The organism is Kitasatospora sp. NPDC041988 (genome assembly GCF_055588525.1).
In genome coordinates this window covers 154,440-173,495 of sequence record NZ_JBVJCO010000006.1, presented here as the reverse complement: position 1 = coordinate 173,495, position 19,056 = coordinate 154,440, and the positions used below count along the sequence as shown (strand labels likewise).

Sequence of the window (19,056 nt, the reverse complement as noted above, 5' to 3'; positions counted from 1 at the left end):
CGGCCGACCCGGCCGGGCCGGGGCCCGGAAGTACGCCGGGTCAGATGCCCGGCGCCTGCGGGGCGGCGGCCCCGCGACCGGCCTTGACGGCGTTCACCATGGCCTGGTGGATCGCCCGGGCGGTGATCTCGTCCGCCGCCGGCACGGGGCTGCCGGAGACGGTGTACCAGTCCAGCGCGCCGGTGTACTGAACGGTCAGGCGGGCCTCGCCGTCCACCCACGTGGTGTGCACGGTGAGGTCGCCGGAGATCGGGCCGACCTCCGCGGTGGTGACCCCGCCGGGCCCGCTGATGATCGACTGGGTGGTCCAGGTGGCCCAAGACATCCGCGGATCCCCGGGCGGCCCGCCCTGCGCCGCTGCTGCGCCCTGCTGCTGCTCGCTCATGCGCCCATCCTCCCCCGCCGGTCCGCCGCCGATGCGGCAGCGACACCCGCGGTCGCGGAGACCGCCCGTGCACCGGGCGGCCTCGTGGAAACTCGTTCGTCGCGGACGGTCAGCTGCGTGCCTCGGGTTCGTCCAGGGGCTCGCCCTCCGCCTGCGAGGTGTCCTGCGCGTGCAGGTTCTGCATCGAGGTGATGCCCTCCTCGGGGTCGGCGGCGCGGACGTCCTCCTCGCGGTCGACGCTCACCTCGGACCGTGCGCTCATGTCGGTCATCGTCGGGCTCCGTCTCCTCGGCCGGACCGGGCACGCCGGGTGCGCCGTGGTGCGGGTGGCGCCGGGCGGGCGCCGGACCGGGTCTCTGTCTCGCCCTTCCAGCCTGCCCCCGAGCCCGCCCCGGGGCCAACCGGTTCCGGACATTCGCCCGGCCCACCGCCTCCGCACGCCGTCGGCCCCGCGCGGTCGACCCCGCGCCCCGTCTCACCAGGTGACCGGCAGCTCCCGCAGACCGTGGATGAGCGCGTTCGAGCGGAAGGCCGGCTCGTCCTCCGGGGCCGCGAGCCGCAGGCCGGGCAGCCGGCGGAACAGCGTGGCGAGCGCGATCTGCAGCTCGGCCCGGGCCAGCGGCTGGCCCAGGCACTGGTGCACGCCGAAGCCGAAGGCGAGATGGCGCCGGGCGTCCCGGTCCACGTCCAGTTCGTCCACGGGCCGGGTGCCCGGGGTGCCGAACAGCTCCTCGTCCTGGTTGGCGGTGGAGAGCATCGCGATCACCCCCTCACCGGCCCGGATCAGGGTGCCGCCCAGCTCGACGTCCTCCACGGCGAGCCGCGGCAGGCCGGTGTGGACGATGGTGAGGTGGCGCAGCAGCTCCTCCACGGCCCCGGGGACGGCCGCCGGGTCGGCCAGCCGGGCCGCCTGCCCGGGGTCGCGGAGCAGCAGGAGCGTGGAGAGCGCGATCATGTTGGCGGTGGTCTCGTGCCCGGCGAACAGCAGCAGCAGGCCGGTCGAGGCGATCTCCCGGAGCGAGAGGTCGTCGCGGGCGACCAGCCGGCTGAGGATGTCGTCGCCGGGCCGGTGCCGCTTCTGCGCGGCGAGGCCGCCGAGGTAGTCCAGCATCTCGTCCTGGGCCCGGGCGACCTCGTCCCGGCCGGTGGTGGTGCTGATCAGCACCCGGCTGAGCTCCTGGAACACCTGCCGGTCCTCGTAGGGGACGCCGAGCAGCAGGCAGATCACCAGTGAGGGCACCGGCAGGGCGAAGCGGGCGACGAGGTCCGCCGGACCGTCGTCCTCGGTCATCCGGTCGAGGGCCTCGTCGACGATCTGCTGGATGCCGGGGCGCATTGCCTCCACCCGCTTGACCAGGAAGTCCCCGGTGACCATGCGGCGAAGCCGGGCGTGCTCGGGGTCGTCGAGGCGGAGGAAGCTGGGGTTGGCGGCGGCGAGCTCGCGCCGGCCGGGGACGAGGCTGGGGAACTCCGGCCGGCGGACGTCGGCGCTGAACCGGTGGTCGGAGAGCACCGTGCGCACCTCGCGGTAGCCGGTCACCAGCCAGCAGGAGGAGCCGTCCAGCAGTTCGGCGCGGGTGACGGAGCCCGTGCGGGCGGCCTCGGTGTAGACGGGCGGCGGGCTGAACGGGCAGCGGCTGTCGTGGGGGGCGGGCAGCAGCGGGGCGGAGGCAGGGGCGGTGGGCATGCTCGTCAAGGTGGGATCTCCTTGCGTGGCAGGTGGCAGGTGGTAGCTGAGGGCCGCCGGTGCCGGCAGGCAACCGGTTCCCGGTGGCCGGCGTCCGGCAGTCGGCGGAGCGGGCCGGCGGGCGGGCGCGGGTGCGGTAGCTACGCGCCGTGGTCGGCCTCGGCGACGGTGATCGCGCCGCCCGGGCAGAGCTCGGAGGCGAGCCGCACGTCGGTGTGGCTCGCCGGTGGCAGGACGGTCAGGCGCAGTCTCACCAGGCCGTCCTGGTCGTCCTGTTCGAAGACCTCCGGCACGGTCAGGACGCACTGGCCGGAGCTGCAGCAGCGGTCCGGGTCGACGCTCACCTGCATGTACGGACACCTCTCATGGTGTGGCACCGGATCACCCGGGCCGGCCGCCCCCCGCAGTCGTTGTCAACCTAACCGCAGCTCTGTCGCACACGAAGAGTGCGTCGCCGCTTTCGCGCAGAATGGCCGATTCGCTCCGATGAGGAAAGCCCTTGCTGCGGACGAGGTTTGAGAGATCGTCAGTACAGGTGTGCGGGCGGTGACCTGCCGCTCAGAGTCCCTCCGCGGCGGCGATCTCCCGGAGGGTGGCCACGGTGTCGGCCTCGGCCGCGCTCTTGTCCGGCCGGTAGCGGAGCACCCGGGCGAACCGGAGGGCCAGCCCGGCGGGGTAACGGGGGCTGCGCTGGACGCCGTCGAAGGCGATCTCCACGACCAGTTCCGGCCGTACCCGCACGGTGTACGAGTCGCGTTCGACCTCGCGGGCGAGGAGTTCCGTGGTCTGCCAGGCGAGCGTCTCGTCGGTCAGTCCCTTGAAGGTCTTGCCGAGCATCACCCAGGGGCCGAGCCCGGGCTCCCCGGCGGCCCGGGCGCCGAGGTGGAGGTTGCTGAGGAAGCCGCGGCGCCGGCCGCTGCCCCACTCGGCGGCCAGCACCACCAGGTCCAGCGTGTGCCGGGGTTTGACCTTGACCCACCCGGCGCCGCGCCGGCCGGCCGCGTAGCCCGCCGCCGGGTCCTTGGCCAGCACGCCTTCGTGCCCCAGCGCCAGGGTCTCCCGGAAGAAGGCCAGTGCCTGCTCCCGGTCGCCGGTCTCGGTGTGCGCCACCCGCAGGCCGGCGGGCACCGACTCGGCCAGGGCGGCCCAGCGCTCCCGGCCCGGCCGGTCCACCAGGTCCTCGCTGTCACGGTGCAGCAGGTCGAAGAAGTAGGCGCTGAGCGGCACTTCGGCCCGCAGCCGCTCCGGGTCCTGCCGGGAGGCGGTCCGCGCGGCGGTCTCCTGGAACGGGCGCGGGCGCCCGTCCGGGCCGAGTGCGATCGCCTCGCCGTCCAGCACCGCCGAGCGGACCGGCAGGGCGAGCGCCGCCTCGGCCACCTCGGGCACCCGGGCGGTGATGTCGTCCAGGCTCCGGGTGAACACCGCGACGTCCCGGCCGTCCCGGTGCACCTGGACCCGGATGCCGTCGAGCTTCCACTCGAGCGCGGCCGGCCCGATCCGGTCGAGGGCGGCCGCGACGTCCGGCGCGGAGGCGGCCAGCATCGGCCGGACCGGGCGGCCCACCTCCAGCCGGAAGGCGTCCAGTGCCGCCACCCCGCCGGTCAGTGCCGCCTCGGCGACCGCACGGGCCGAACCTCGGAACATCAGCGCCCGGCGTACCGCCGCCGCCGGCACCCCGGCGGCCTGGGCCACGGCGTCCGCCACCACCGCGTCCAGCGCGCCCTGTCGCAGCTCGCCGACCAGCACCGCCCGCAGGAACGCCTGCTCGACATCGGTGGCCCGCTCGAACAGCCCGGCCAGCAGCCGGCGGCGCTCGGCCTGCGCGCCGGTGCCGTGCACCCCGGCGATCGCCTCCAGGCTCCGCTCGGCCTCCCGGACGCCCAGCGAGGGCTCGGCGGCGGGCGGCGGCAGGTCGCGCAGGGAGGCCGGGCCGATGCCGGTGCGCAGCCGGTGCGACTCGCCGGACACCAGTGCCACCGCCGCGGGGGCCTCGCCCGGGCCGAGCTCGCGCAGGCAGTCGGCCAGCAGCGTGATCTTGACCCGGCGGCCGGGCTCGCCCGCCACGGCGCGGGAGGTCTGGGCCAGGTGACGGAGCAGCATACGGGGCTCCTCGGGGGTGGGGGTACGGGTGTGCCGGGCCGGACGTGTCAGGGCGTAGGTGCAGGGCGTGCGCGGGCTCCAGCATCGGTGACCGGGCCCGTCCCCGACCACAGGACACGCGTTCGCGGGCGGCCCTCGGGCTGCGCCGCTCTGTAGCGAAGCCCGCGGTGATGTTGTCCGCGACGTCCATCTGCGGCGACCCGATGGACCGTCATGCTGGCGCGATACCGCGCGTGGTGCACCCGCCGCGCGCCGACCGTGGTCCCATCCGACACCTGGAGGCCGAGATGACTGCCCAGACCGCCACCGCCACCACCGCCGCTACGAGCGCCGTCACGAGCGCCGTCACGAGCGTCGCCACGACCCCGGCCGCGACCGCCTCCGTGACTGGCTCCGCGACCGCCTCGGCTTCCGGCTCCGCCGCCCGCTGGAGCGTCGGCGCGCCCGAGAGCGGTGACTTCGCCTTCTGGCGCGAGCTGTTCCGGGGTTACTGCGCGTTCTACCGCGTCCCGATGCCGGAGGAGAAGGCCGAGCTGGTCTGGTCCTGGCTGACCGATCCGGCGCACGAGCTGGACGGCCTGCTGGTCCGCGACACCGACGGTACGCCGGTCGGGCTGGCCCACTACCGCCCGTTCTCCCGGCCGCTGCACGGCGCCGTCGGCGGCTTCCTGGACGACCTGTTCGTCAGCCCGGAGGCGCGCGGTGGCGGCGCGGTGGACGCGCTGCTCGCCCGGCTGCGGGAGATCGCCGCCGAGCGCGGCTGGAACGTGGTGCGGTGGATCACCGCCGACGACAACCACCGGGCGCGCAGCAAGTACGACCAAGTCGCCACCCGGACCATGTTCGTCACCTACGACATGGCGCCGGACGAGGCCTGACCGAGCGGCCCGCAGGGGGCCCCGCCACGACAACCCGCGGCGAGGGCCTGCAACGACGGCCCGCCACAGGCCCCGCCGCGCCGGCCCGGACCGGGGCCGGAGCACGCCCCCGACCCGGGGGTCGACCGGGAGTCGGAAATTCGTTCGTGTTTTCTGTTATCGGCCCGCCGCCACGAGGTCTCCCAAGTGTCGGCACCCGTACCGGCCGACCCGACACAGGAAGCGTGCCCAGGTGAACAGCGAAGACAGGACGACCATCCTTCCCGCGTCCGGCCACCGCGCCGCGGCCGGCGGCCGTGCCGCGCGCCGTGCCGCCGACCGGCGTCGGGGCCGCCGCGGCCGGGGCGTCGGCCCGGTGGCGGCCGTGGTCGCCGCGGTGGCCGGCACCGGGGTGCTCGCGGCGCTCGCCGGCGCGGGGTACGCCGTCTACGGCGGGGCCGGGAGCGACCGGGACGGGCAGGCCGCGGTGGCCTTCGAACCGCAGATCGCGGCGGAGGCCGGCGACCACGAGGGCATCCAGATCCCCGGCGCCGGCGGATTCGACCCGACCCTCGCCGCGGCCGGCGGCAGCCCGGCCGCCACCGAACCGGCCCACGCCGCCTCCGCCTCCGACTCCGCCAGCGCCACCCCGACCACGGCCGCTCCGACTCCCTCGGCCACGGGCTCCGCCAAGCCCACCGCGACCACGTCGAGCCCGGCCGCGTCCGCCAAGCCGAGCTCCGGCGCCTCGTCGAGCAGTGCCGCCAAGGCGTCCGCGAGCACCACCGCGACCCCCGGCCGGACCGGCGCACCCGCCCCGGCCACCCCGGCGACCGGCACCGCGGCCCAGTACGCCCAGCAGGTCGTGGACCTGGTGAACGCTCAGCGTGCCGAGCACGGCTGCGGCCCGCTGACCGCCGAACCGCGGCTGGCCACCGCCGCCCAGGGCCACAGCGAGGACATGGCGGCCCGCAACTACTTCGACCACGCCAGCCCCGAGGGCTACCACGCCGACCACCGGATCGAGGCCACCGGCTACCGCTGGAGCAGCTGGGGCGAGAACATCGCCCGCGGTCAGAAGGACCCGGCCGCCGTGATGGACGCCTGGATGAACAGCCCCGGCCACCGCGCCAACATCCTCAACTGCTCGTTCAAGGAGATCGGCGTCGGGGTGAAGACCGGATCCGGCGGCCCCTGGTGGACCCAGGTGTTCGCCTCGCCGTCCTGACCCCGCCGGATCCACTGCCGGCCCCGCCGTCCTGACCCCGCCGGCACCGCTGGCGACACCACTGCCGGCCCCTCCGGGCGGGCCGCCGGACCCCCGCCGGGCGGCCGGCCCCGACCCCCGTTTTCCGAATCCGCGCGAATTGTTGTTATCTAAGCATTCCCCGGAGGTCTCCGAGGAGGCAGCGGCGGACGGATGACGGCAAGGCGGAGTGCGGACCCATGAACGTTGACGTGCAGAACCGCACCGGGACGACCCTGGTGCTGGCGGCCCAGGCGGGCGACCGGCAGGCTCAGGAGGCGCTGGTCGCCGCCTGGCTGCCGCTGGTCTACAACGTCGCCGGGCGCGCGCTGAACGGCCATGCCGACGTGGACGACGTCGCGCAGGAGACCATGATCAGGGCGCTGGACGGCCTCGACGGGTTGCGCGACCCGGAGTCGTTCCGCTCCTGGCTGGTCGCGATCACCATGAACCAGGTCCGCCGCCGCTGCACCGGCCAGCAGCAGAGCACGGTCGGCGGCCTCGACGAGGCTTGGGAGCTCGCCGACCCCAGGGCCGACTTCACCGACCTCACCATCCTGCGGCTCGGCCTCTCCGGGCAGCGGCGCGAGGTCGCCGAGGCCACCCGCTGGCTGGACCCGGACGACCGCGAGCTGCTCTCCCTCTGGTGGCTGGAGGCCTGCGGCGACCTCACCCGGGCCGAGCTGGCCGAGGCGCTCGACCTGACGCCGCAGCACACGGCGGTCCGGGTCCAGCGGATGAAGAAGCAGCTGGAGGCCGGCCGGGTCGTGGTCCGGGCGCTCACCGCCTACCCGCGCTGCCCGGAGCTGGAGGAGCTGACGGGGGGCTGGGACGGCACCCCGAACTCGGTCTGGCGCAAGCGCATAGCCCGGCACATCCGCAGCTGCGCCGCCTGCGACGGGCTCGGCCGCGACCTCTTCCCCGCCGAGGGCCTGCTCGCGGGCCTCGCGCTGGTGCCCGTTCCGCTGGACTCGCCGGTCGCGTTGTCGTTCCAGGCCACAGCCGCCACGGTGACGCCGGGCAATGCCGCGAACGGCGGAGCGGCACACACCGGTGCCGCGAACGGGGGCGCTGCCAATGGGGGTGCCGCCAACGGGGGTGCCGGCACCCCGGCCGACCCCACCGGCGGCGGGAACGGACCCTGGAGCGCCCTCACCCGGGGGAAGGCGGTCGTCGCGGGCGGCGCGGTCACGGTCCTCGCCATCGCGACCCTCGCCCTGGTCTGGCCGCAGCACTCGCAGCCCGAACCGGCCACGCCCGAACCGACCGCCCCGGCCGCCGCTCCCGACCTCGTCCCGGCGGCCGCGATACCCGCGCCGCCCGCACCGGAGCCGTCCGCGACGCCGACGCCCCCGGTGACCGCAGCGCCGGCGCCCATCGAACCGCCGCCCACCGAACCGCCGCCCACTGCTGCCCCCGCGCCGTCACCGACCGCGGCCCGCCCGACGGCCACGCCGCCCAGCCCGGAACGCCAGCTGGTGGACCTGGTCAACGCCGAACGAGCCAAGGCCGGTTGCGGCCCGCTGCGGATCGACCCGAAGCTGCACACGGCGGCCCAGAAGCACGCGGACGACATGGTGGCCCGCAACTTCTTCGACCACGTCAACCCGGACGGTGCCCGCGCCGACGCCCGCCTGAGCGCCGCCGGCTACCGCTGGTCGCAGTGGGGCGAGAACCTCGACCGGGGGACCAGCGCCCCCGCCACCGTGTTCTCCCGCTGGATGGACGGCGGGATCCACCAGTCCAACATGCTGGACTGCGCCTTCAAGGACGTCGGCGTCGGCGTCGCGACCGGGCCCGCGGGCCTCTACTGGACCCAGGACCTCGGCGCCCCGCTCGGCTGACGTGCACCCCCGGCCGTGACGTCCGGCCGTGACGTCCGGCCAGACGTCACGGCCGGGGACCTGCCGCGGGCTCACCCGCGCAGCCGGTCACATGTGGTCAGCCGGGCAGCCCGACCAGGCCGTCCGCCTGACCCGTCACATAGCCCGTCGTGTCGCCGACCACGCCGCCGGCGTCGCCGACCGGCCCCTGGACGGCGCTCGGGGCGGTGCTGAGCGCCCCGCCCTGCTGGAGCGGGCCGGTCAGGTCGCCCTGCCCGCCGACCGCACTCGCGTGCGCGCTGGGAGCGGTCAGGGAGGCCACGACGCCCACGGCGAGCGAGGCCACGGCGAGCATGCTGCGCTTCTTCATGCCCCGTCCAACGACGCTCCGCCACCCGGGTTACGGGCCGGCTCCGGGACGACCGGCGGGTTTCCGGTGGCGGGCGGCATAGGAGGGCGGTGGGATGGGGAGGGGTCGGGGAGCAAATCCGGCGAAAGCCGAATTTTCCGACTACTCCCAGCCAAGCCGCGACAAGAAGGGCATCCGATGCACGCAGCCGAGCTCACGCCGGCCGTCCTCGCCGAGCTGCGCCGCCCCCGGCGCTACCCGGCCGTCTCCGTCCTGCTGCCGACCCACCGCAGCGAGCCCGACAACACCCAGGACCCGGTGCGCCTGCGCAACCTGATCGCAGAGGCCAAGAACCGGCTGCACGCCGACGAGGCGGTCTCCCGGGCCGACCGGCTGGACGTGGTCGAGCAGCTGGACCGGGCCCTGCGCGAGGTCGACCTGGTGCACGCCGAGGACGGCCTGGTGATCTTCGCGGCGCCCGGTGAGCACCAGGTCTGGTCGCTGCCGCGCACCGTGCCGGCCCGGGTGGTGCTCTCGGAGACCTTCCTGACCCGCAACCTCGTCTCCGCCTACACCGCCGGCGCGCCGTGCTGGGTGCTGACGGTCGCCGCCGACCGGGTCGCCCTGTTCGGCGGCATCGGACCGCGGCTGGCCGAGCACACGACGGGCCGCTTCCCGCTCGACCAGGTCCGCCCGGACTGGGACGTCGAGCGCCAGGAGCGGATCGGCGACGTGCCCAGCACCTTCCGCGACGAGGAGACCCGCCGCTTCCTGCGCGAGGCGGACACCGCGCTCGGCGCCCTGCTGGAGTCCGACCCGCGTCCGCTCTACGTGCTCGGCGAGGCCGCCGCGCTCGCCCTGCTGGACGAGGTCGGCACCGCGGTCAAGCGCGCCGCCGCCCAGGTGCCGCGCGGCGGCCTGGGCCATGCCTCGGCCGCCGCCGTCGCCGAGGCCGCCCGGCCCACCGCCGAGCAGCAGGCGCAGCGTGCCGTCGCCGAGCTGCACCAGCGCCTCGACCAGGCCCTCGGCGTCAAGGCGCTGGCCAGCGGAATCGACGAGGTCTGGCAGAACGTCACCGAGGGCCGGGTCGGTCTGCTGGCGGTCGAGGAGGACTACTGGGAGCCCGTCAGGGTGACGGACAACCACCTGGTGCCCGCCCCGGCCGGTGAGCCGGACGTCCGCGAGGACATGGTGGACGAGATCGTGGAGCGGGCGCTGGACACCGGCGCCACGGTGCAGTTCGTCCCCGCCGGCGAGCTGGCCGACCGCGGCCGGATCGCCGCCGTGCTGCGGTACTGACCACCGCCCGTCCGGGCCCGGCCGGCCGCAACCGGCCGGGCCCGCGGCGGGTCAGCGGTAGAACGTCCGCCCGGCGGCGCCCGAGGAGACCGACCAGACCTCGTTGATCAGGCCGTCGGTGATTCGCAGGGTGTCCGTCCCGCTCCGGGCGACCGTCGCGCCCTGCTCGTCCGTGAACGTGGCGAGGTAGGGGCGGGCGACCAGCCCGGACGGACGGCCGTCGACCAGCACGAGGTCGACCACCGCCGCCCCTTCGGATATGAACCGCAGCCCGGGGCGGCGGCCGTGCCAGCCGGCGATGAGCGCGGCGAGCTGCCCGGGCGTGTGCGCGTCGTCGAAGGCCTCGGTGCCCGCCTGGGCGTAGCGCAGGGTGAACTCCGGGGCCATGATCTCCGCCGCCAGGCCCGTCTCACCGTTCCACATCGCCGTCCAGCGGTCGTACGCGCCGACGCCGAACCGCCGCAGCTCCTCGTCCATACCCATCCCCCTTGTTCGTCCTGATACCGACGCTCGCGACCGTAGCAAGGGGGACTGACAATTCCAGGCGCCCGGGAGAGGCGCCGCGCGGGCGCGGGCAGGACGGGGTACGGGCGCGCGGCGCAGCCGCCTTCGGGAGGTGCGGGGGAGGGGGCCGTCAGCCGCGGGTGCTGCCGGGGGCGGCAGAGGCGTCGCCGGTGGTGCGGACCGAGTCGAGGAGTTGCTGCACGATCTGCACGGTCTGCTCGGCCGGCCGGTTCAGGCAAGCGATCAGCTCGACCGTGGCCACCGCGTCCGCGACGGCGACGATCCGGTGGCCCACCACTTCGCGCGTACCACCGCGCAGGCCGCATGACTTGTCGACGTCGGTCTCGACCGTTGTGCGGCCGTCTGAGAGCTTGTCGGCCAGATCCTGGTCGTCGACCAGCGTGATCGTGACGAGCGCACCGCCCTCGGCCAGTCGGCCGACCGGTCCGCAGGAGCTCTGTTGGGGCCCGCAGGACGGTTTGGCGCTCAGCGGCTGGCTCGCCACGTACCCGGTGGAGGCGCGCGGTTCGGCCGCCGGGTCGGCCGTGCTCGACCAGCCGGCCGGCAGGTCGACGATCACCCCGCCGAGATCCGGGAACCGCAGTGGCCGAGCGCTGACCTCGGGGGCCGGGGACTCGCTCGTCGCGGCACTGGGCACGGCACTGGGCACGGGGCTCGGGGCGTCCGTGGCGAGGGTCGGCGCGGCCGGGGCTCCCGGCAGCGGCGGCGCGGTGGTCGCGGGCCGCAGGGCGGTGGCCGACGGGCCGGGCGCGAGGGCGGGGGCGGCGGCCAGGGCGGCGGCGACCAGACCGGTGGTCAGCCCGGCCGCCAGCGCTGCGGTCCGCCGCCGTCGGAGGGTCCGGGCGGCGCGCTCGCGGACCCGGTCCATCCGGTCCTCGGGTGCCGGCAGGTGCGGGGCGGCCCGCTGCAACAGGACGCGCAGTTCGCGCTCCACCTCGGTGTCGGCGGGAGGCTCGCCGTGGCCCAAGCCCGGGCCGTTGCCGCCGCTGTGGCCCTGGCCGTACGCGTCGCCGTAGCGGCCGGCGTCAGCCCCGGTCACGCCGTCCCCCGTCCAGCAGCAGCTCCCGGGCGGGCAGTTTGCCGCGCAGTGCCAGCAGCGCGCGGTGCGTCTGGCTCTTGACCGTGCCCGTGGTGCAGCCCAGGGCCTCGGCCGTCTCCTCGACGCTGAGGTCCTCGAAGTAGCGCAGGACCACCACGGCCCGTTGACGCGGTGGCAGCGCCCGGACGGCGGCGGCCACCACCTGGCCGAGCACCACGTCCTCGAACGGGTCCGTGTCCGTCGGCGGTTCCGGCAGTTCGCCGTGTGGCAGCTCCCCCTGCCAGCGGCGGCGCCACCAGGAGACGTGCGAGTTCACCAGCACGCGCCGGACGTACGCCTCCGGCCGCTCGATGGAGATCTTGTCCCACTTCGGCCAGACCTTGGCGAGTGCCGTCTGCAAGAGGTCCTCCGCCAGGTGCGGGTCGCCGGTCAGCAGCCACGCCATGCGCAGCAGACGCGGGCTGCGGGCGGCGACGAACTCCTCGAAGTCCGGTGTCGCATCCCTCATCGTCCCGCCCCCGCCATGGTGTGCCCATCGGTGTGCCCGTCGGTGTGCCCGTCGTCCCTGCCGCGTCCGCCGGACGTTCCGGCCGTGCCGGCCGCGTCCTCGGTGTCGTCCGTGTTCGTCTCACGGCAGCTGAACGCGGTGGGAGCCCGCCCGGGTTGCCTGGTGGCGGCGGTTTTCTCGGGACATTCTCCGGGACGCTGTTGGGAGGTTGCCGGGGCCTGCCCGGGGCCTGCCTGAGGCCTGCTCGGCGGCCGGCGGGGCCGGGTGTCCGGCGCGGGCCGGGGGCTGCGCCCGGGAACGGTGGACGGCCCGCGAGCCGGCCGGAACTCGGCCGGGCGGCGGGCGGGCCGTGGCATCACGATGCGCCCGCGGGTCCTCGCCGTCCAAGGGCGCGCGGCAGGGCGCCCGAGCGCACCGGACCGGCGCGCCGGGCGTAAAGCCGACGGCTCAGGACCCAGGACTCAGAACTCAGGGCCCGGACGGCCCGGGCGCCGCCGCAGCGTGGGCACCCTTGGCTCGCCCGTCCTCAGAGCGTCCCGGAGCCGCGTGGCACGGCGGTCAGACCGCGGGCCGCCGGATCGGTGGCGGTGGCCGGGGTGACCGTCCAGTCCGGGTGGCCCGGCATGGGTGGGGTGCGCTCGCCGTGCAGCCAGTCGGCCAGGAAGGCGGTGACGTCCCGGCCGGAGACCTCCGAGGCGGCGCGGATGAAGTCCGCGGTGGTGGCCGTGCCGTGAGCCAGAGGTCCGCCCAGGTACGTGGCGAGACGCTGTTCCCGAACCACGAGTCGGTCGTAGTGGGGGGTCGGGCAGGCCGGGTGGCCCCCGCGACACGCGGCGTCCCCCGGACGGACGACTGCGGTGGCCGAGCGGCTGCGGACTGTCATAGCGTTCGAAGTGCCCCGCCCCCTGACGGACGGGGCCACGGCCGTCGGAGAACCTGGCCAGGTCCGGCGGCCGTCCTTCTTGCCCGCGCCCTGCCCGGTGCCCGGAAACCCGGGCAGGGTCGCGTCCGGCAGCACCCCACCGCTTAGGCTGGTCAGCCTCAAGCCCCCCGGCGCCGGCCGCTGCGCCGGTGGCCCGGACCGGCAGGAGTCGCAGCCTTGACCAGCCCCGCCCCGCACGTCCTGGTGGTCGGCGAGTGCGTCGCCGACATCGTCCGTACCGAGGGCGCCCCGGACCGGGTCCACCCCGGCGGCAGCCCCGCCAACGTCGCCTACGGGCTGGCCCGGCTCGGCCGGCCGACCACGCTGCTCACCCAGCTCGGCGCCGATCCCAACGGCCGCCTGATCCGGGCACACCTGGAGTCGGCCGGGGTCACCGTGCTGGCCGACCCGGCCGAGGGCGGCCGGACGCCGTCCGCCGTGGTGCGCCTCGACGGGCACGGCCGGGCGCAGTACACCTTCGACATCGGCTGGACGCTGCCCGCCGGCGCCGCACGCCAACTCCCGTACCGGCCGGGCCATCTGCACCTGGGGTCGATCGCCGCCGTCACCGAGCCCGGCGCCACGGCCGTCCTCGCGCTGGCCGAGCGGTGGCGCGGCCGGGCCGGGGTCAGCTACGACCCCAACGTGCGGCCCGCGCTGATGGGCGGGCACGGGCAGGCCGTCCGCCGGGTCGAGCGCTGCGTCGCGCTCAGCGACCTGGTCAAGGCCAGCGACGAGGACCTCGCCTGGCTCTACCCCGGGCAGGCCCCGGAGGCCGTCGCTCGCCACTGGCTCGCCCTCGGCCCCGCCACCGTGGCGGTCACCCGCGGCGCCGAGGGCGCCTTCGCGCTCACCGCGGACGGCCGGCGCGCCGAGGCACCCGCGCGTCCGGTCACGGTGGCCGACACCGTGGGTGCCGGTGACTCCTTCATGGCCGCTCTCCTCCACGCCCGCCACGCCGGCGCCGGCCTGGACGAGGCGCTCACCTGGGCCGTCACCGCCGCCGCCCTGACCGTCTCCCGCCCGGGCGCCGCCCCGCCCGACGCGGCCGAGCTGCGTGCGGCCCTCGGCACCGACGCCCTGCCGGTGCCCGGGCCGGTCGACTGACTCCGGTGGCCTCGTCGTAGCGCTCCGGGCCGGCCCGTGCACGGGCAAGGCGAGCACCGGACGGCGGGCGACGAGGACGGTCGGCCCGCATCCGCCCCCGGGCGACGCTCATTCGGCCCGGTCGCGCCCGGTGGCGGGTGCCGTGATGTCCTTGCCGTACCAGACCTGGGCGTACGGGCCGCTGCTGTAGGCCGGTATCTCGCGGTAACCGTGGCGGGCATAGAGCGCGCGGGCCTCCACCAGGTCGAGCCGGGTGTCGAGCACGATCCGCTCCGCACCGAGCGAGCGGGCCGCCTCGTCCACGGCGGCCAGCAGACGGCCGCCACCACCGGTGCCGCGCAGGGCGTGCCGGACGAACACCCTGGTCAGCTCGACGGCGCCGTCGTCGCGGATCCGCAGCCCCGCACAGGACTGCGCCTCGCCGCCGTAACGGCCGAGCAGGAACAGCCCGGTGGGCTCGGCAAGGTCGTCACTGGGCGAGTCGGCCAGGCCGGACTCGATCTCCTCGTCCGTGCCCTCCCGCCCCAGGTGCAGCCGGTAGTACCGGTTGGCGACATCGATGTAGTACTCGCGCAGCAACGCCTGCGCCTCGGCGGAGCCCACATCGGCTCGGGAGACGGCCCAGAGATCGGAGGTACGCGGCGTGCTGATCGTCATGCGCGGATTATCGACGCCCGGCCACCTCGGCCGCGAGGTATTTCCGAGGCCAGGCCGTCGGCGCCCGGGTACCGTGCGGACGGTGAACCAACTCCCGCGCCCGGTCCTCCTGCTGGATGTCGACGGCCCGCTCAGCCCCTACTACGCGCACCCGGAGGCTCGCCCGGCGGGGTATCGGCGGCACCGGGCGGAGCCGGCATGGGACGGCGGGACGGCGGTGGAGGTGTGGCTGGACGAGGCGCACGGGGAGCGGTTGCGCGCCCTGCCGTTCGACCTGGTCTGGGCGACCACCTGGCAGGACTGTGCCAACCGCTGGATCGGGTCGGCGCTCGGCCTTCCCCCGCTGCCGTTCGTCGCGCTGCCCGGGCCGGAGCTCTGGCGGCCGGACGACACCAGTGCGAAGACCTGGCCGATCGTCGGCTGGGCGGCCGGCCGCCCGTTCGCGTGGGTGGACGACGACATCGGGGAGGCGGACCGGACGTATGTCGGCCTCGGGGATCAATGGAGCCGTGGTTGGCGCTGAGATTGATCATGGTGGCGGCGGCCTCTCCCACGGGCTTAGGTCTTCGCGCAGGGGTTCGGGTGACGGCTCACAGGTCCGGCGCCTGCCCGGGTAGCGTCCGGGCTCGTGCCAAGTTGAGTTCTTAACTGATGATCAGGCCGAGGCGTATGGACGGTTCGTGGAGGAGCCGACCCGTCCGGAGCTGGAGCGGTTCTTCTACCTGGACGACGTCGACCGGGACCTGATCGCGCTGCGGCGTGCGCCCCACCACCAGCTCGGCTTCGCGGTGCAGGTGTGCACCGTCCGATACGTGGGCCGGTTCCTGGTGGACGATCCGCTGGACGTGCCGTGGTCGGTGGTCGAGCACCTGGCCGTGCAGCTGGGGATCGAGGACCCGTCGGTGGTGAAGCGGTACGCGGAGCGGGCGAAGACCGCGTACGAGCACGCCTGGGAGATCCGGGACGCCTACGGCTACCACCCGTTCGAGGACCACGAGTGGGGCCGGAAGTTCCGCACGTTCCTGCACGGGCGGGCGTGGACGCACGCCGAGGGGCCGGTGGCGCTGTTCAACCAGGCGGTGGGGTGGCTGCGCCGGCACCGGGTGCTGCTGCCGGGCGTCTCGGTACTGGCCAAGCAGGTCGCCGCGGTGCGCAAGGTCGCGGAGAGGCGGCCGCACGCCACGGTGGCCAACGCCGCCCGGCGGGCGGACGGTGCACTGCCCGGGGACCTGGTGGCGCTGCTGCGGGTGCCCGAGGGCGCGCGGTTCTCGGAGCTGGAGCGGCTGCGCCGACCGCCGACGCGCACCACCGGCACCAGCATGGCCAAGGCGCTGGAGCGGGTGGAGGAGATCTCCGCGTTCCGGCTGGGCCGGGTGAGGGTGGACAAGGTGCCGCCGAACCGGCTGGCGACGCTGGCGCGGGTCGGGCTGGGGTCGAAGGCGCCGATTCTGGAGCGCACCCTGGAGCCGCGCCGTACCGCGCTGCTGACCTCGGTGGTGCGGCACCTGGAGGCGTCCGCGATCGACGACGCGCTGGACGTGTTCGCGCTGCTGATGCAGATCAAGCTGCTGAACGCGGCGAAGCGGGCCACGGACAAGGACTGGCTGGCCTCGCGGCCCAGGCTGGCGAAGGCGTCGCGCACCGTGCGGGCGGCGTGGCGGCTGTGGAGCGGGCAGCTGGACTTGGTCGCCGAGGCGGGCGCCGACCTGGACGCGGCGGCGATGTTCCGGGCCCTGGAGGCGGAGGTGGGGCCGCGCTGCGAGGTCGAGGCCGCAGCCAGGCTGCTGGACGAGCTGCTGCCGCCGGACGACGACGAGAGCGAAGCCGAGATGCGCCGCGCGCTGGCCGGCCGCTACAACACGGTGCGCCCGTTCCTGTCCCTTCTCGGGGAGTCGAGCGCGCTGGGGGCGGCCTCGGGCGGGCGGCGGGTGCTGGAGGCGGTCAAGTGGCTGCCGGCGCTGTCGCGGCGCAAGGTGAAGGCCAAGCCGCTGCTGCCGCGTGAGATCGACCAGAAGCTGGTGCCGCCGGCCTGGAAGAAGGCCGTGTTCTCCAACCCCGAGCTGCCGCAGGGGGCGGTGGACCGCGACGCCTAGGTGGTGTGCGTGCTGGAGCAGCTCTACCGCGCGCTCGGGCGCCGGGACGTGTTCGCCTCCCCGTCCGCGCGCTGGTCCGACCCGAGGGCCCGGCTGATGGACGGGCCGCAGTGGCAGGCGGTGCAGGCCGATGTGCTGCACGGCCTGAGTCTGGATCAGCCGGTGACCGAGCACCTGGCCGAGCGGGTCGGCGCCCTGCACGCGGCTTGGCGGCTGATGGCCGAGCGGCTGGAGGAGGCCGGGCAGGACGCGAAGCTGAGCTTCGAGGTGCAGCCGAACGGCCGGCTGAAGCTGAACGTGGACCGGCTCGGCGCGCTGGGCGAGTCGAAGTCCCTGCGGTGGCTGCGCCGGACCACCGGGGCGATGCTGCCCAGGGTCGACCTGCCGGACCTGTTGTTCGAGGTGGACTCCTGGACCGGGTTCCTGGACGCCTTCGTCCACCTGGACGGCGGGCGGCCCCGGATGGAGCGGGTGAAGACCTCGCTGGTGGCGTTGCTGGTCGCCGAGGCGTGCAACATCGGCTACACGCCGGTCATCGACGCCGACGACGAGGCGCTGACGAGGGCCCGGCTGGTGCACGTCGACCAGCACTACCTGCGGGCCGACACCATCGCCGCCGCGAACGCGAAGCTCATCGAGGCCCAGGGGCGGGTGCCGATCGTCGCGCACTGGGGCGAGGGCCTGCTCGCGTCGGTGGACGGGCTGCGGTTCGTCGTGCCCAAGCGCACGATCAGCGCCGGCCCGTCGCCCAAGTACTACCACTTCAAAAGAGGTATTACATGGCTGAATGCCGTCAATGACCAGGTTGCCGGGATCGGGCAGATGGTGGTGCCGGGCACCCCGCGCGACTCGCTGCACATCCTGGACACCCTGCTGAACCTGGACGCCGGCGCCCGCCCGGAGATGGTCGCCACCGACAACGCCTCCTACTCCGACATGGTGTTCGGGCTGTTCTCGATGCTCGGCTACAACTTCTCGCCCCGCTTCCGTGACCTGGCCGACCAGCGGTTCTGGCGGGCCGAGCTGCCCGGCGTGAGCGCCGGCGACTACGGGCCGCTGGAGCCGCTGGCCCGCAACCGGGTCAACCTCGCCAAGGTGACCGTCCACTGGCCGGACATGCTCAGGGTGGCCGGCTCCCTGGTGACCGGCCAGGTGCGCGCCTACGACCTGCTGCGGATGTTCGGCCGCGAGGGCCGCCCCACCCCGCTGGGCACCGCCTTCGCCGAGTACGGGCGGATCGCCAAGACCCTGCACCTGCTGCGGGTGGTCGACCCGGTGGACGACACCTACCGGCGGCAGATGAACCGCCAGCTCACCGTCCAGGAGTCCCGGCACAAGCTCGCCCGCGACATCTGCCACGGCAAGCGCGGGCAGATCATGCAGGCGTACAGGTCGGGGCAGGAGGACCAGCTCGGCGCGCTCGGCCTGGTCCTCAACGCCGCGGTGCTGTGGACCACCCGCTACCGTCGAGCTATCGCATGTGTTCCCGGAGTCCGGCTGCCGCGGTCTCGGGTGAGGCGAAGAAGTCCCAATGGGGATGGATGCCGGGCTCCGGCTGTCCCGACCAACTCAACTCGACCAGCACCCAGCGGATCGGCTCCTCGGCGACTTCGAAGAGCACGTGGTCTCGTTGGCTGCAGTGCGCGACCGCCATCACCGGACGTCCCGCGAGCGGGTGGCTCGGCTTAAGGTCGGCTGAGACCTCCGTGACGGCTTCGGCCTCGAAGACGGCACGGTCGTGTTCCTGGATGGGGACCCATCCAGCTGGCAGGCTGACAGTCCGCTGGTCCGTGCCCGCTGGGTTGGCCTGACGTGCTTCCTCGACAAGGGCGCGGAGCTCGGCGACGTTGTTCCTCTGGGCTTCGAGGTACTCAGGGGACTTGTCGCGCGTCCACTGCTGCCAGAGCCCGTCCGGGACGGTGAAGCGTTCGGCATACTCGCTGCCGAGCTGCGTGTCGATGTCGAGCAGCGCCCCGATGGCCCAGTGCTGGTCGTAATAGAGATCTGGCCGGCGCAGATACTGGTCGAGGTAGTCGCAGAGGATCTGAGCGTCTGCCGGCCTGCCGAAGCAGGCCAGCGCGAAGCAGTAGCCCTGACCCGCGTAGGTCTGGCGACTCTCGATCAGCAACTCGCCGATTCGCTGGCGTTGCCGTGTGCGCCCGCCGATGCCGGCCATCCACGCGGCGACGAGGCGTTCGCGCCAGCCGGAGCCGTGTCCGAGGAGCGCGGCGAACTCCTGGTCGTCGACCCGCTCGGAGTCCGCGATCAGCTCGCGAAGGAAAGCGGTGCGCGCCACCGGCTCCACCCGCCGCCGCTGCATATTGCCGTGGAGCAGTTCGAGATGGCGGCGGTCGACGGAGACGTAGCGTCGGATAGTAGCGCCAAGCGCGGCCGGAGCGGGCAGGTCATCCATTCGATCATCTTCGGGTGCGTCCGGGTGAGTGTCGACTGGATTAGCG

16 protein-coding genes and 3 pseudogenes are annotated in these 19,056 nt (G+C 74.6%); 7 read left to right on the top strand and 12 right to left on the bottom strand.

Going from position 1 to position 19,056, the window contains the following annotated elements:
- Positions 1-40: 40 nt before the first annotated feature.
- The 5 genes from ACZ6NC_RS09110 to ACZ6NC_RS09090 all read right to left on the bottom strand — a co-directional run bounded on the left by ACZ6NC_RS09110 (position 41) and on the right by ACZ6NC_RS09090 (position 4,172).
- Positions 41-325 (bottom strand): hypothetical protein, encoded by a 285-nt coding sequence (locus tag ACZ6NC_RS09110; protein ID WP_331742599.1) that lies wholly within the window; start codon positions 323-325, stop codon positions 41-43.
- Positions 326-494: 169 nt separating this feature from the next.
- Positions 495-647: a hypothetical protein gene (locus ACZ6NC_RS09105; RefSeq protein WP_465730531.1), complete on the bottom strand. Its 153-nt coding sequence runs from the start codon at positions 645-647 to the stop codon at positions 495-497.
- A gap of 213 nt (positions 648-860) precedes the next feature.
- Positions 861-2,072, bottom strand: a complete 1,212-nt coding sequence (locus ACZ6NC_RS09100; protein WP_465730643.1) for a cytochrome P450 — start codon at positions 2,070-2,072, stop codon at positions 861-863.
- A gap of 140 nt (positions 2,073-2,212) precedes the next feature.
- Positions 2,213-2,422 carry a ferredoxin gene (locus tag ACZ6NC_RS09095; protein WP_465730529.1) on the bottom strand — a complete coding sequence of 70 codons (210 nt, stop codon included), beginning with the start codon at positions 2,420-2,422 and terminating at the stop codon, positions 2,213-2,215.
- 208 nt (positions 2,423-2,630) lie between these two features.
- Positions 2,631-4,172 (bottom strand): ATP-dependent DNA ligase, encoded by a 1,542-nt coding sequence (locus tag ACZ6NC_RS09090; protein WP_465730527.1) that lies wholly within the window; start codon positions 4,170-4,172, stop codon positions 2,631-2,633.
- Between the two features lie 287 nt (positions 4,173-4,459).
- On the opposite strand from ACZ6NC_RS09090, the gene ACZ6NC_RS09085 reads away from it, so the two are divergent.
- The 3 genes from ACZ6NC_RS09085 to ACZ6NC_RS09075 all read left to right on the top strand — a co-directional run bounded on the left by ACZ6NC_RS09085 (position 4,460) and on the right by ACZ6NC_RS09075 (position 8,119).
- Positions 4,460-5,050 carry a GNAT family N-acetyltransferase gene (locus tag ACZ6NC_RS09085; RefSeq protein ID WP_465730525.1) on the top strand — a complete coding sequence of 197 codons (591 nt, stop codon included), beginning with the start codon at positions 4,460-4,462 and terminating at the stop codon, positions 5,048-5,050.
- Positions 5,051-5,282: 232 nt separating this feature from the next.
- Entirely contained in the window at positions 5,283-6,257 is a 975-nt protein-coding gene (locus ACZ6NC_RS09080) for a CAP domain-containing protein (RefSeq protein WP_465730523.1), read from the top strand.
- Positions 6,258-6,475: 218 nt separating this feature from the next.
- Positions 6,476-8,119 carry a sigma-70 family RNA polymerase sigma factor gene (locus tag ACZ6NC_RS09075; protein ID WP_465730522.1) on the top strand — a complete coding sequence of 548 codons (1,644 nt, stop codon included), beginning with the start codon at positions 6,476-6,478 and terminating at the stop codon, positions 8,117-8,119.
- Positions 8,120-8,216: 97 nt separating this feature from the next.
- Here ACZ6NC_RS09075 and ACZ6NC_RS09070 read toward each other — a convergent pair whose 3' ends face one another.
- The gene (locus ACZ6NC_RS09070) at positions 8,217-8,468 is read right to left on the bottom strand and encodes a hypothetical protein (RefSeq protein WP_465730521.1); all 252 of its coding nucleotides are present in this window, start codon (positions 8,466-8,468) and stop codon (positions 8,217-8,219) included.
- A gap of 177 nt (positions 8,469-8,645) precedes the next feature.
- On the opposite strand from ACZ6NC_RS09070, the gene ACZ6NC_RS09065 reads away from it, so the two are divergent.
- Positions 8,646-9,746, top strand: a complete 1,101-nt coding sequence (locus tag ACZ6NC_RS09065; RefSeq protein WP_465730519.1) for a baeRF3 domain-containing protein — start codon at positions 8,646-8,648, stop codon at positions 9,744-9,746.
- Positions 9,747-9,797: 51 nt separating this feature from the next.
- On the opposite strand, the gene ACZ6NC_RS09060 is transcribed toward ACZ6NC_RS09065, so the two are convergent.
- The 4 genes and pseudogenes from ACZ6NC_RS09060 to ACZ6NC_RS09045 form a co-directional block, all read right to left on the bottom strand.
- On the bottom strand, positions 9,798-10,223 hold the full coding sequence (locus ACZ6NC_RS09060) for a nuclear transport factor 2 family protein (protein ID WP_465730517.1): 426 nt from the start codon (positions 10,221-10,223) through the stop codon (positions 9,798-9,800).
- Positions 10,224-10,380: 157 nt separating this feature from the next.
- Entirely contained in the window at positions 10,381-11,310 is a 930-nt protein-coding gene (locus ACZ6NC_RS09055) for a hypothetical protein (protein WP_465730515.1), read from the bottom strand.
- Positions 11,297-11,818, bottom strand: coding sequence for a SigE family RNA polymerase sigma factor (locus ACZ6NC_RS09050; protein WP_465730513.1), 522 nt, complete (start codon positions 11,816-11,818; stop codon positions 11,297-11,299). Before ACZ6NC_RS09050 ends, ACZ6NC_RS09055 begins: the two co-directional genes overlap by 14 nt.
- Before the next feature lie 526 nt (positions 11,819-12,344).
- A pseudogene (locus tag ACZ6NC_RS09045) lies at positions 12,345-12,548 on the bottom strand (M1 family peptidase); the annotation flags it as partial.
- 369 nt (positions 12,549-12,917) lie between these two features.
- Here ACZ6NC_RS09045 and ACZ6NC_RS09040 point away from each other — a divergent pair.
- The gene (locus ACZ6NC_RS09040) at positions 12,918-13,847 is read left to right on the top strand and encodes a carbohydrate kinase family protein (protein ID WP_465730511.1); all 930 of its coding nucleotides are present in this window, start codon (positions 12,918-12,920) and stop codon (positions 13,845-13,847) included.
- Between the two features lie 108 nt (positions 13,848-13,955).
- Here ACZ6NC_RS09040 and ACZ6NC_RS09035 read toward each other — a convergent pair whose 3' ends face one another.
- Entirely contained in the window at positions 13,956-14,504 is a 549-nt protein-coding gene (locus ACZ6NC_RS09035; protein WP_465730509.1) for a GNAT family N-acetyltransferase, read from the bottom strand.
- Positions 14,505-14,586: 82 nt separating this feature from the next.
- Between ACZ6NC_RS09035 and ACZ6NC_RS09030 the strand changes: the two genes are divergently transcribed.
- Complete coding sequence (locus ACZ6NC_RS09030) at positions 14,587-15,027, top strand: hypothetical protein (protein WP_465730507.1); 441 nt, start codon at positions 14,587-14,589, stop codon at positions 15,025-15,027.
- Positions 15,028-15,133: 106 nt separating this feature from the next.
- Positions 15,134-18,286, top strand: a pseudogene (locus ACZ6NC_RS09025) (Tn3 family transposase); the annotation flags it as partial.
- A gap of 136 nt (positions 18,287-18,422) precedes the next feature.
- Here ACZ6NC_RS09025 and ACZ6NC_RS09020 read toward each other — a convergent pair.
- Positions 18,423-19,010 (bottom strand): annotated as a pseudogene (locus tag ACZ6NC_RS09020) (DUF6000 family protein); the annotation flags it as partial.
- Between the last annotated feature and the right edge of the window lie 46 nt (positions 19,011-19,056).